The organism is Aeromonas sp. QDB23 (assembly GCF_027707745.1).
Lineage (GTDB): Bacteria > Pseudomonadota > Gammaproteobacteria > Enterobacterales > Aeromonadaceae > Aeromonas > Aeromonas allosaccharophila.
Genome location: NZ_JAPCJA010000057.1, coordinates 15,250 through 27,391, shown reverse-complemented (window position 1 = coordinate 27,391; position 12,142 = coordinate 15,250). Strand labels below are relative to the sequence as shown.

At 60.5% G+C, this 12,142-nt stretch carries 15 protein-coding genes; 13 read left to right on the top strand and 2 right to left on the bottom strand.

The genetic code is table 11. The annotated features are described in order from the left end of the window. Positions 1 to 181: 181 nt before the first annotated feature. From PG888_RS19235 to PG888_RS19185, 11 genes are all read left to right on the top strand, one after another. Positions 182 to 973, top strand: a complete 792-nt coding sequence (locus tag PG888_RS19235) for an AraC family transcriptional regulator (protein ID WP_139409439.1) — start codon at positions 182 to 184, stop codon at positions 971 to 973. Between the two features lie 68 nt (positions 974 to 1,041). After that, on the top strand, positions 1,042 to 1,452 hold the full coding sequence (locus tag PG888_RS19230) for a VOC family protein (RefSeq protein ID WP_182939118.1): 411 nt from the start codon (positions 1,042 to 1,044) through the stop codon (positions 1,450 to 1,452). A gap of 101 nt (positions 1,453 to 1,553) precedes the next feature. Continuing rightward, positions 1,554 to 2,243 (top strand): phosphate regulon transcriptional regulator PhoB, encoded by a 690-nt coding sequence (gene phoB / locus PG888_RS19225; RefSeq protein WP_005338414.1) that lies wholly within the window; start codon positions 1,554 to 1,556, stop codon positions 2,241 to 2,243. An 8-nt stretch (positions 2,244 to 2,251) separates the two neighbouring features. Then, on the top strand, positions 2,252 to 3,547 hold the full coding sequence (gene phoR / locus PG888_RS19220) for a phosphate regulon sensor histidine kinase PhoR (protein ID WP_182933693.1): 1,296 nt from the start codon (positions 2,252 to 2,254) through the stop codon (positions 3,545 to 3,547). 342 nt (positions 3,548 to 3,889) lie between these two features. Then, on the top strand, positions 3,890 to 4,864 hold the full coding sequence (locus PG888_RS19215; RefSeq protein ID WP_075113414.1) for a PstS family phosphate ABC transporter substrate-binding protein: 975 nt from the start codon (positions 3,890 to 3,892) through the stop codon (positions 4,862 to 4,864). 180 nt (positions 4,865 to 5,044) lie between these two features. Then, on the top strand, positions 5,045 to 5,851 hold the full coding sequence (locus PG888_RS19210; protein ID WP_182939119.1) for a M48 family metallopeptidase: 807 nt from the start codon (positions 5,045 to 5,047) through the stop codon (positions 5,849 to 5,851). Then, positions 5,839 to 6,345: a GNAT family N-acetyltransferase gene (locus tag PG888_RS19205; RefSeq protein ID WP_182939120.1), complete on the top strand. Its 507-nt coding sequence runs from the start codon at positions 5,839 to 5,841 to the stop codon at positions 6,343 to 6,345. Before PG888_RS19210 ends, PG888_RS19205 begins: the two co-directional genes overlap by 13 nt. A 107-nt stretch (positions 6,346 to 6,452) precedes the next feature. Continuing rightward, the gene (locus PG888_RS19200) at positions 6,453 to 7,355 is read left to right on the top strand and encodes an ROK family protein (RefSeq protein WP_058052778.1); all 903 of its coding nucleotides are present in this window, start codon (positions 6,453 to 6,455) and stop codon (positions 7,353 to 7,355) included. A 41-nt stretch (positions 7,356 to 7,396) separates the two neighbouring features. Next, the gene (locus PG888_RS19195; RefSeq protein WP_058052779.1) at positions 7,397 to 8,122 is read left to right on the top strand and encodes a copper homeostasis protein CutC; all 726 of its coding nucleotides are present in this window, start codon (positions 7,397 to 7,399) and stop codon (positions 8,120 to 8,122) included. Positions 8,123 to 8,334: 212 nt separating this feature from the next. Beyond that, complete coding sequence (locus tag PG888_RS19190; RefSeq protein WP_139708705.1) at positions 8,335 to 8,946, top strand: FKBP-type peptidyl-prolyl cis-trans isomerase; 612 nt, start codon at positions 8,335 to 8,337, stop codon at positions 8,944 to 8,946. Positions 8,947 to 9,134: 188 nt separating this feature from the next. Further along, positions 9,135 to 9,449, top strand: a complete 315-nt coding sequence (locus tag PG888_RS19185; RefSeq protein WP_005343911.1) for a DUF2845 domain-containing protein — start codon at positions 9,135 to 9,137, stop codon at positions 9,447 to 9,449. A gap of 52 nt (positions 9,450 to 9,501) precedes the next feature. Here the strand turns inward: PG888_RS19185 and PG888_RS19180 are convergent, their stop codons facing one another. Further along, positions 9,502 to 9,720, bottom strand: coding sequence for a DUF1107 family protein (locus PG888_RS19180; RefSeq protein WP_139708706.1), 219 nt, complete (start codon positions 9,718 to 9,720; stop codon positions 9,502 to 9,504). Between the two features lie 205 nt (positions 9,721 to 9,925). Between PG888_RS19180 and yfcD the strand changes: the two genes are divergently transcribed. Further along, positions 9,926 to 10,408 carry an NUDIX hydrolase YfcD gene (gene yfcD, locus PG888_RS19175; protein ID WP_182939121.1) on the top strand — a complete coding sequence of 161 codons (483 nt, stop codon included), beginning with the start codon at positions 9,926 to 9,928 and terminating at the stop codon, positions 10,406 to 10,408. Between the two features lie 91 nt (positions 10,409 to 10,499). On the opposite strand, the gene PG888_RS19170 is transcribed toward yfcD, so the two are convergent. Continuing rightward, positions 10,500 to 11,426, bottom strand: a complete 927-nt coding sequence (locus PG888_RS19170) for a phenylacetate--CoA ligase family protein (protein WP_182939122.1) — start codon at positions 11,424 to 11,426, stop codon at positions 10,500 to 10,502. A 156-nt stretch (positions 11,427 to 11,582) separates the two neighbouring features. Between PG888_RS19170 and PG888_RS19165 the strand changes: the two genes are divergently transcribed. Beyond that, positions 11,583 to 12,056, top strand: a complete 474-nt coding sequence (locus PG888_RS19165; protein ID WP_058052782.1) for a peroxiredoxin — start codon at positions 11,583 to 11,585, stop codon at positions 12,054 to 12,056. Positions 12,057 to 12,142 lie beyond the last annotated feature (86 nt).

Here is a 12,142-nt window from a genome sequence, read left to right as displayed (position 1 = left end):
GAAGCCAAGGCCCCAGAGGTATAGTGTGAAAAAAGCCAATAAAAACAATGCCAGTCAGGCTTAACTGACTGGCATTACGCATCAGAGGCTCCTTATTGTCAGGCTGGCAAGTCTACCCTTGTCTTTTTATTGGCAAGTAGCGTAAAAAAGACAGATAATCCCGCAGAAAGGACAACCTGTCATGGTGGCTCACCACTACCATTCCACCGATAGCGAGCTGCCAGCCCCCAATCCGCTCTATTTTCGTTATCAGCAGTTGCGAGCCGACAGCATCACCTCGCTTCACTCACATCCCTGGGGGCAGCTCAGCATGATCAGCCTGGGGGTGATGGAGGTGGAGCTGGGGGCGCAGCGGTTGGTGGCGCCCGCCGACTACCTGATCTGGGTGCCGGCGGATCTCGACCACACCGCCTACAACGAACAGGCCCTCGACTACACCTCGATCTACGTCAGCCACGAGTGGTCGGCCAGATTGCCGCCAGAGCCGAGATTGCTGCTGATGACCCCGCTGATCCGTGCCCTGCTGAGCGATTTTTGCGAACGGCGGGTAGGCCATATGATGGATGAGTGGGATCAACGGCAGGCCGAACTACTGGTGGCGCGACTGGCGCGTACCCGCTGTCAGGAGAGCTACCTGCCGATGAGTCAGGACAAGTTGCTGGCCCCCATGCTGGCGGTGCTGCATCATGACCCGGCCGATCCCCGCACCCTGGCCCAGTGGGCCGGGCAACTTCATACCACCGAGCGCACCCTGGCACGCCGCTGCCTGCGGGAGCTGGGGATGAACTTTGGCCAGTGGCGGGCGCGGTTGCGGCTGCTCAAGGCGCTGGCCTGGCTCAAGGGCGACCTGCCCATTCAGGAGATCAGCTGGCGGCTCGGTTATGGCTCCACTTCGGCCTTTATCGCCATGTTCAACCGGGAGCTGGGCTGTTCCCCCCAGCGTTACCGCCAGCAGCTCGGGAGTAAAAGGTAACTGTGATTCAAAATGATGAGGACGCCTGCAAGCGCCCTGTTGATCCAACTATTGAGGAGTTTTCTGCCATGTCACAACACATAGGTGCATTGACCCTGCTGGTCGCCGATTACGATCAGGCCATCCGTTTTTTTACCGAGGGACTTGGCTTCGCGCTCTTGGAAGATACCCGGCTCGATGAACCGGGCAAACCGGGCAAGCGCTGGGTGCGGGTTGCCCCCAAAGGCGCCCCCGGCTCTGCACTGCTGCTGGCTCGCGCTGCCAACCCGCAGCAGCAGGCCGCCATCGGCCAGCAGGGCGGCGGCCGGGTCTTTCTGTTCCTCGAGACCGACGACTTCTGGGGGGATTACCAGCGGATGCAGGCGTACGGTGTTCATTTTTGTGAACAGCCCCGCGACGAGCCTTACGGCACAGTCGTCGTGTTCGAGGACATCAGTGGCAACCGCTGGGACTTGCTGCAACGCGCTGCTGCCAACTGAATCTGAAAACGTTTATCATCCCGCCTGTCATAAAGTCATAAAAGTGTCACAGAAAGTTCTAATAATTGGCGCACCCATCTTCACAGAGGAGAGAGAAGGGAATGGCTAAGCGAATTCTGGTGGTCGAGGACGAAGCACCGATCCGCGAAATGCTCTGCTTCGTGCTGGAGCAGAAGGGATATGAGACGATTGAAGCGGAAGATTACGCCGATGGACTGGCGAAGGTGCGCGAACCCTACCCCGAACTCATCGTGCTGGACTGGATGATGCCGGGCGGCAGTGGCATCCAGTTTATCAAGCAGCTCAAGCAGGATGAGGTGACGCGCCAGATCCCGGTGGTGATGCTCACCGCCCGCGGTGAAGAGGAGGACAAGGTACGTGGTCTGGAGGCCGGTGCCGACGACTACATCACCAAGCCGTTCTCGCCCAAGGAGCTCACCGCACGCCTCCATGCGGTGATGCGCCGGGTATCGCCCACCTCGGTGGATGAGGTGATCGAGGTGCAGGGGCTGAAACTCGATCCTGTCTCTCACCGGGTCAGTGCCGAAGAGAAGGCGCTCGACATGGGGCCGACCGAATTCAAGCTGCTGCACTTCTTTATGACCCACCCCGAGCGGGTCTACAGCCGTGAACAGCTGCTCAATAATGTCTGGGGTACCAATGTGTACGTCGAGGACAGAACCGTGGATGTGCATATTCGTCGCCTGCGCAAGGCGATCGAAGAGACCGGGCACGACAGATTGATCCAGACGGTGCGTGGAGCCGGATACCGCTTCTCAACCCGTCTCTAGAGGCAGTTATGTTGCAACCTTACGCCTGGCGGCGACAGTTATGGCGGATGGCGTTTTTCTATTTGCCTTTCGCTCTGTTCGGTTGGCTGATTGATCATCTCCCCCTCTGCCTGTTGGTGGCGGCCGTGTGTCATCTGGGCTGGCACTATCGCTTCCAGAAGCGGCTGTCGGACTGGCTGTGGCACGATCGCAGCCTGGTGCCCCCCAGCGGCAGTGGCAGCTGGGAGTACATCTTCAACGGTATCTACAAGTTGCAGCAGCGTCACCGGGCGCGCCGCCGCGAGCTGGCGGGGCTGATCCGCCGCTTTCGGGAGGGGGCCGAGGCGCTGCCCGATGCCGCCGTGGTGTTTCGCACCGACGGCAGTATCCTCTGGTGCAACCGGTTGGCGGAGCAGCTGCTCGGTTTTCGCTGGCCGGAGGATGCCGGTCAGCATATTGGCAACCTCATTCGCAATCCGGCCTTTAACGCCTATCTGGGCAAGGGGGCGTATGACGAGCCGCTGGAGATGAACTCCCCGGTCAACGAGGAGAAGTTTCTCGAGTTTCGCATCATGCCCTACGCCTCGGATCAGGCGATGCTGGTGGTGCGGGATGTCACCCGCCTGCGCAGTCTCGAGAAGACCCGCAAACACTTTGTCTCCAACGTCTCCCACGAGCTGCGCACTCCGCTGACCGTGCTAAAGGGCTATCTGGAGATGACCGAAGAGCCGCCCCCGCCCGCCATGTGGGCCAAGGCGCACAAGGTGATGATGGAGCAGACCATCCGCATGGACAATCTGGTCAATCAGTTGCTCACCCTGTCGCGTATCGAGGCGGCCCCCTCGGTGGATCTTTCCCATCTGGTGGACATGCCCGCCATGCTGGGGTTGCTGGAGCAGGAGGCGCGGGCACTCTCTGGCGAGCGGGCCCACCAGATCGAATTCATGGTCCAGCCCAATCTTCTGGTGCGCGGGGATCAGGAGCAGCTGCGCAGTGCGGTTTCCAATCTGGTCTACAACGCCATCCACTACACCCCAGCGGGGCGCAAGATCAGCGTGGAGTGGCGCAAGCAGGGGGCGATGGCGCTGTTTGCCGTGAGCGACGAGGGGGAGGGGATTGCCCCCGAGCATCTGGCGCGGCTGACCGAGCGGTTCTATCGGGTCGACAAGGCCCGTTCCCGCCACACCGGCGGCTCAGGGCTCGGCCTTGCCATCGTCAAGCATGCCCTCAGTCACCACGACTGCCAGCTCGATATCGAGAGCCGGGTTGGCCTTGGCAGCCGTTTCAGCTTTCTCATTCCAGCCCGCATGGTGGTGATTAAATAGTCTTTTATGGCAATGGGTTAGCGAAGGAGAGAGGGCGGCGACAGCGGCCCTCTTTTCATTTGGTCCATCGCCTCGCCATGTCATTAAAGTGTCACATTAAATCCATAAATTTGTCACTGCTAGGTCAGATACTGGCGCCGTCTTAAGAACGGACCTTCGGTAACTTTGACCAGATAACGCCACCGAGCGACGGCCAAAGTAACGGACTGCCAATTGACGATGACCTTTTGCCACAGTGGTGAGGGCATGGAATGTAACTCAACAAACTGGTCGGCGAGATCGGCGTTGAGCAAAGTTAACACCGTGTTTATGGACTGCGTTCTGCAACCTTGGAGAGATTGGATGAAACTCAACAAACTGGCTGGTGTAATCGGATTTACCGCAGCGACTCTGTTTTCCGCCAGCACCCTGGCTTATGGCCTTGACAAGAATCTGCCTGATTACACCCCGACCAGCGGCATTTCGGGCAACCTGTCCTCTGTCGGCTCGGACACCCTGGCCAACATGATGACCTTGTGGGCCGAAGAATTTAAGCGCATGTACCCCAACGTCAACGTGCAGATCCAGGCCGCCGGTTCTTCTACCGCGCCGACTGCCCTGACCGAAGGTGTTGCCCAGTTTGGTCCGATGAGCCGCGCCATGAAGGCCGGTGAAGAGGAAGCATTCGAGAAGCGTTACGGCTACAAGCCGACTGCCATTCGCGTTGCAGTCGATGCGCTGGCGGTGTTCGTCAACAAGGACAACCCCATCAAGGGGCTGACCATGCCGCAGATCGATGCCATCTTCTCCAGCACCCTCAAGTGCGGCGAAGCCAAGGCGGCCACCAAGTGGTCTGATCTGGGTCTGGACGGCAACTGGTCCGCTAAGGATCTGCAACTGTTCGGTCGCAACTCCGTATCCGGTACTTACGGTTACTTCAAGGAGCACGCCCTGTGTAACGGCGACTTCAAGAGCGGCGTGAACGAGCAACCGGGTTCTGCCTCCGTGGTGCAGTCTGTCTCTGCCTCCCTGAACGGCATCGGCTACTCCGGTATCGGTTATGTCACCTCCGGCGTGCGTGCCGTTCCGCTCTCCAAGGATGGCAAGACCTTCATCGAAGCCAATGCCGACAACGCCATCACCGGCAAGTATCCGCTGTCGCGCTTCCTGTACGTTTACGTGAACAAGCATCCGAACAAGCCGCTCTCCCCGATGGAGCAAGAGTTCGTCAAGATGATGCTCTCCAAAGCGGGTCAAAGCATCGTTGCCAAAGATGGCTACGTGCCGGTGCCAGCCAAGGTAGTACAGGCTGACCTGAAAAAGCTGGGTATCATATAACTGCCTGCAGTCAGCATGCCCTGATAAAACGAGCCCAAGCGGGCTCGTTTTGTTTTTGGCGGCTGTCCGTTTTGTTAATAGCGCAGGATGGATATTTTTCCGCCAGCCGGGCGCTGGCTCCCTTGCGTCGCAGGGCGGCATTTCCGAGAATAGGGCAACGTCACGGCAAAGGATCCCTTCATGATTGCGTCTCTCACCAAGTTTGGCCTGGTAGCCCTCTGCAGTTCCCTGCTGGCCGCCTGTGCCCAGTCGCCGACCGGCCGCAGCCAGATGCTGCTTTACTCTCCCCAGCAGATGAGTCAGCTGGGCGCCGACTCCTTCGAACAGATGAAGAAGCAGGAGAAGGTGAGCCAGGATGCCAAACTCAACGGCTATGTCTCCTGTGTCGCCAAGGCGGTAACCGCCCAGGTGCCGACCAGCTATGGCATCACCAGTTGGGAAGTGGTGGTGTTTGACTCCAAACAGGTCAACGCCTTCGCCCTGCCCGGTGGCAAGATCGGGGTCTACAGCGGTCTGCTCAAGGTGGCCAAGAATCAGGATCAGCTGGCAACCGTCATCGGCCACGAGCTGACTCACGTGCTGGCCCAGCACTCCAACGAGCGACTCTCGCGCAGCCAGCTGGCCGGGCTCGGTCTGGCGGCCGCCGACATCGCCATGGGCACCAGCGAGTATCGCGGCGCCACCATGGCGGCCCTTGGCCTCGGGGTCGAGGTGGGGGTGATGCTGCCCTATGGCCGCACCCAAGAGAGCGAAGCGGATCGGCTGGGGCTGGAGCTGATGGCGCGCGCCGGTTTCAATCCGGCCGAAGCCGTTCCCCTGTGGCAGAACATGAGTGCCGCCGCCGGTGGCAACACCCCGCCGCAACTGCTCTCCACCCACCCGAGCAACGAGAACCGGATCGCCGAGTTGCAGGCGCAGCAGGCGCAAGTGCTGCCGCTCTATGAGCAGGCCCGCGCCAACGGCCTGGTGCCCCAATGCAAGGCATAAGCCTGCGCATGGCGCGCAGCGACGATGCCGCCGCCATGACGGTGATGCAGCGAGCCAGCTGGCTCGCTGCCTATGCCCAGGTGCTCGGCGCCGACATGCTGGAACAGCTCGATGTCACCGCCCATCTGCAGATCTGGCAGAGCCGTCTGGCAGAGCCGGGCCCAAGGCCCATGCTGCTTTGCCTTGATGAGGTGGTGATCGGCCTGCTCTACTGGCAACCCCAGCAGGAAGCGGGGCAGAGCAGCGCCCTGATCCGCGCGTTTTATCTCCATCCTGATCACTGGCGACAAGGCTATGGCAAACGGCTGTGGCAGGCGGTGGCGATGCAGATGCGCCGCGCCGGTTGCCATAGCGTCAAATTGTGGCTGCTCGATGGCAACCACATTGGCGAGGGGTTTTACCTGCGCCGCGGCTTCGTCTTTGATGGCGAGGAGCGCACCCTGATTAGCCTCGGGCAGCCCTGTTTGCAGCGACAAATGAGCCGTTTGCTCTGATCACTCTCCCGTTTTTCGCCTCCGGTCACTTTATTTTTTTTGCGAATTAATACAATGTCCTCCCAGAACAGAGTGGAATAAACACGGGCTGACAAGGGAGTGCGGGCATGTATTACGGCTTTGATATCGGTGGTACCAAGATCGCCTTCGCGGTCTATGACGGTGCATTGAACCTCTGCCATGAGGAGCGCATGAGCACCCCCGGCAACGATTACGAGGGGTTGCAGCAGTTGATCCGCGCCCGGGTCGAGCAGGCGGATGCCCGCTTCGGCGCACGGGGCTCGGTCGGCATCGGTTTCCCCGGTGTCATCAACAGCCACGATCACAGCATAGTGGCGGCCAACCTGCCCTCCATCAATGGTCGCCATCTGGGCGCCGATCTGGCCGAGCTGCTGGAACGGCCGGTCAAGGTGGATAACGACGCCAACTGCTTCCTCTGGTCCGAAGTGCATCAGGGCGCCGCCGACGGCGCAGGCAGTGCGCTCGGCGTCACCATCGGCACCGGTATCGGCGGCGCCGTCTATCTGGCGGGCAAGCTGATTCAGGGGCGTAACTGGCTGGCTGGCGAGATTGGTCATTACCCCTTGCCCGCGACCATGCTGATGAAGTACCCCGAGTTGCCCCGTCCCCGTTGCGGCTGTGGCCGTCTGGTCTGTTTTGAAACCTACGCATCCGGCACCGGTCTGGAGCGTCTCTATCATCATTTCCATGGCCAGCGCGCCACGGGTCACCAGATTGTGGGACGCTTCGAGGCCCATGAGCCCCACGCAGTCGAGACCGTCGACTGCTGGCTGGAGATCATGGCCGCCGGGCTTGCTACCGCCATTTCGGTGATTGATCCCGAGGTGGTGGTGTTGGGGGGCGGCCTGAGTGAATTGCCCGCCCTCTATGAACAGTTGCCGCTGCGTCTGCCCGGTCACTTGCTGCCCGGGGTCGCCCTGCCCGAGATCCGTCAGGCCCGCTTCGGCGGCGCCGGTGGTGTGCGCGGCGCAGCCTTGCTCAATCTATGAGATCAGATGTGGGGTCTGATCTCCCCGATAAAGGAGTCCTCATGACCCGTCTTGAAATCTGTATCGACAACCTGGAATCCCTCTTCACCGCCCAGCAATCCGGGGCGGATCGCATCGAGCTCTGCTCTGCATTGGGTCTGGGTGGCCTGACCCCCTCCTATGGCTTTATGCAGCTGGCTGCCCGCCACGCCACTGTACCGGTGTACGCCATGATCCGTCCGCGCGCCGGAGATTTTTGCTTCAACGACGGCGAGTTCGAGATGATGCTGCTGGATATCGCCGCGGCGCGCGCTGCGGGCCTGCAAGGGGTGGTGGTCGGTTTGCTGGATGAGGAGGGGCGGGTGCCTGCCGCCAAGCTCAAACAGCTGGTGGATGCAGCCGGCCCGTTGGGGGTCACCTTCCATCGCGCCATCGACCTCTCCTCCGACTGGCGCCTCGATCTGGAGACCATAGTCGCCGCCGGTTGCGAGCGCATTCTGAGTTCCGGTCATGCGGCCACTGCGCTGGCCGGGCTGGAAACCCTGCAGGAGATGCATCAGGTGTTGGCGGGCCGTGCCAGCCTGATGCCTGGCGCCGGGGTCAATGCCGACAATGTGCGCACCATCATCGAGTTCACCGGAGTGAGCGAAGTGCATATGTCCGGCATGGGCTGGCGCGGTGGCATGGTGCCCCATGGCGTCAACATGGGCACCTCGGACGACGGTCGGGTCAATATCACCGATGGTGCCAAGGTTGCTGCAGTCAGAGCCTTGCTCGACAAGGCGTGAGGAAAGCCGAATGGTATTTCTCTAGCCTCGAGCCAGTCAGAGCCTAGCCGGATCGTGGTTAAGCAGATCGCCGCCGTTGGGCGGCGTTCATCCGCTTCTTGTGTGAAGTTCCTCCCACTGACGGGGAAATCAGGGGGGCCTCCGGCAGCACCCCGGCCAAAAGTCTGATATTATCCCGCCTCTTTACTACATGGATCTGGAGCAACATCTCAATGTCCCAATACGACTCTATCGAACAGAAGGCCAGCTATGGTATCGGCCGCAACATGGGTGATCAGCTGGCGCAGCAAGCGTTCGCCGGTCTGGATATCCCGGCCCTGCAACAAGGCCTGGCAGATGCCCTGAATGGTCTGGAGTTCGCGGTCAGCCGTGACGATATCAATGATGCCTTCCAGGTGATCACTGCGCGTATGCAAGAAGAGCAGGAAGCCGTTGCCAAAGCCGCAGCTGCTGACGGCGAAGCCTTCCTGGCTGACAATGCCAAGCGCGACGACGTGAACGTGACCGACTCCGGTCTGCAATACGAAGTGCTGGTCGAAGGCAACGGTGCCGTTCCGGTTGCCGGTCAGTCCGTTCGCGTTCACTACCACGGTACCTTTACTCACGGTGGCGTGTTCGACAGCTCAGTCGCTCGTGGCCAGCCGGCTGAATTCCCGGTAACCGGCGTGATCGCTGGTTGGGTTGAAGCACTGCAGATGATGCCGGTTGGTTCCAAGTGGAAGCTCTACATCCCCCACGATCTGGCCTACGGTGCCCGTGGCGCGGGCTCTATCCCGCCTTACTCTGCACTGGTATTTGAAGTCGAGCTGCTGGACATCCTGTGATCCTGCTGGCTTGATGCAAACGGCGACCCTCGGGTCGCCGTTTGTTTTTGGTGCGATCTGATAACCAGTATGTGTCGCAGCCAGCGGGCTGTGGAGCAGAAAATGGCGGCTCTTTTGCGCCATTGACTGGTTTTTTCAGCAACGGGAACAGGCATACTGCGACTCATGCGACTGGAGAGGAGAACCCGATGAGCAAGAAGATGAATAAGGTAGCGGGGTTGGCCCTGTTGCTGCTGAGCATTCCGGCCAGTGCCGATGCTATGCGCTGCAAGAATGCGCTTATTACCGAGGGTGACACCACCGCCGAGATGCTGCTCAAGTGCGGTGAGCCCATGCTGCGCGAAGAGCTCAATCGCAACGAGGAGAACCAGTTTGGCAACCTGGTGCAGGTCAAATATGGCGAACGCTGGACCTACAACTTCGGCAAGAACGAGTTCATGCGCTTCGTGACGGTGCGCAACGGTATCATCACCGACATCGAAAACGGCCCGCGCGGCGACTAACCGGCGGGCAAAGCATGGATGCACAACAGACAGTAGGGCAAGACCCTTTGACTCACATGTCCGGCAAGGGCTCGTTGTGACGAAGCTGGCTGACGGCCTGATTGATCTGGCGGGCCAGCCTCAGCCGCTGGCGGCAGGTCAGGCCATGGAGGCTGATCCTGCCTGCGTTGAATTCAAATGTCCCCAGCGACTCGATGGCAAAATAGCCTCGGTGAAAGCTCTTGATGTAGCGAGCGATCTGTCGTGGGGATAACTGCTTGAACATCTTCATCACATGGTTTCCTGATTGCCTGGACAGGGCACACTATGGTGTCGTTCGATGACACCGAGATGACGGTTTATAAAGATTTGCATGAATCCTCATTCTGGTGAAGGGCACCATAAAAAGGGCCGCCCCGGCAGAAAAAGTAGTGCCATGACAACGAACAGCACCGATATACTGCGGGCTTGAATGGAACAAACGAAAGGGCCTGTGCGTGGAATGGGTTGATGTGGTGGACGGAAATAACCGGGTGATTGGCGTGGCCGAGCGAGCCAAGGTGCGGCGGGAGAATCTCTGCCATCGCGCCAGCTATATTCTGGTGCTCGACGACGCGGATCGGATCCTGGTGCAGCGGCGCACCCTCAGCAAGGATTTCTGCCCCGGCATGCTGGACGCCTGCGCCGGTGGTGTGGTCACCACAGGGGAGGAGATGGAGCCCTCCGCCCGCCGCGAGCTGGCCGAGGAGCTGGGCATTGCCGATGTCCCCCTGCAGGGCTTTGGCAGCTTTTATGCCGAAGGGGAGGGCTATCGGGTCTGGGGCGGTCTCTTCAGTTGCCGCTATCAGGGGCCGCTGCAGCTGCAGGCCGAAGAGGTGAGCGCGGTACACTGGATGAGCCTGGCCGAGATTGCCGAGCGCGCCAACGAATTTACCCCCGATTCCCTGCTCGCCATCGCCACCTGGCAGGCGAGACGCTAACGAGCGTCAGACATTTTTCTCGCCAGAGACAAGACGGGCAGCCTGATGGCTGCCCGTTTTCATTTGTACATTTGTGCATCTGTCTAGGTGGCTACACCAGCTTGAGGCGCCGGTTGGTGCGTCCGCACGCGCTGTGCTTGGCGAGCCAGTGACCTTGCCAGTCGGTGACCAGCCGCAGCAGCGGATACTCCAGATCGAGCCGGGTCACCACCAGCTGGCCTGTTTCATCGCCACTCACGGGGTTGCCGCTGGTGGGATCGATGATTTCGACGATGCAGCTCTCGTTGACGATAAAACCCTGACCGGGCTGACTCTCGTAGGCCACCACCCCCACATCCTGCCACACCAGACAGTTGAGGGCCGCAATGCCGTGAACGGCGCGCAGTGGTGCGGTTTCGGGATGAGTGGCTTCGCACAGCAGGGCGCGGCGCAGCGAGTCGGTGGGGATCTCCGCCGCCTCGGCCGCTTCCAGCAGGTCGAGCAGGGTCACCAGCGGACCGACGTAGCCGGTAGGTTGATAGCGCAGCAGCGCCTCCAGCTGGCGTTGGGTATCGTGTGGCCCGCAGGGCACCACGGGGGCACCCAGCTGGCGGGCGCCGTTATCGAAGATAAAGGCGGTGGGGCCGGCGTGATAGTCGTGGCCGTTGAGCATCACTTCCCCCGCCTTGAAGCCGGCGGCAAACAGCGCCCGAGCGGCGCCCCACCAGTCTGCCCCGGCATACTCGGGGATGGCCAGCTGGCCCGGACAGGAGAAGACCCGCAGCGCCTGACTGGCCGGACGGCCGGTGAGACCGGCAAAGGGGGGGTGAGCCTGCTGGGCGGCAAACAGCTCTGTGGTGTCGAGCAGCGGCAGGGTGGCCAGCTCTGCCAGATCCTCGAGGTGACATTGGCGATAGGCGCTGGAGTAACCGGCGCAGTATTGACTGACATGGGTAAGCTGATGATTGAGCTGGTCCAGTTGCTGTTGTTCGCGCAGGGCGGGGGGACGAATTTCCAGACCATCGTAGTAGTGTTGCATGGGGCCTCCTGGCGCCGTGAAACCTGCTCAAGAGTAGTCTGCCCGAGCGGAAAATGCCCGTCCGCCATCGGTGATCCGGCTCACGGTTCCGGTTGGGATGGCTTATCACATCGGGTTAAACTGGCCACTTTCCACCACGACTCAGGATGAGAAGCCATGATTGCTGTCGGACAACCCCTGCCTGCGGGCGAATTTACCTTTATTACCCCGGAGGGCAAGCAGCAGCGGGATAGCCACACGCTGTTTGCCGGTAAAAAAGTGGTGCTGTTTGCGGTGCCCGGCGCCTTTACTCCCACCTGCTCCAATGCCCATCTGCCCGGTTACGTGGTGCTGGCCGATCAGTTTATGGCCAAAGGGGTGGATGCCATCTGTTGTCTATCGGTCAACGACGCCTTCGTGATGCGTGCCTGGCAGACGGCCCAGAATGCCGAGGCCATCACCATGCTGGCGGATGGTGATGGCAGCTGGAGCCTGGCGTTGGGTCTTGCCAAGGATACCGGCGCCTTTGGTGGCATCCGCGCCCAGCGCTTTGCGTTGATCGCCAACGATGGTGTGGTCGAGCGGCTGTTTGTGGAGGCGCCCGGCAAGTTCGAGGTCTCCGATGCGGCGAGCCTGCTGGCCGCGTTGTGAAATGTTAATCACGGTTTGATTTCCTCTTGAATTGGGAAATGGCATCGCTACACTGGGCGCCACTTTCTCATGGTGCCGGCAGGGTT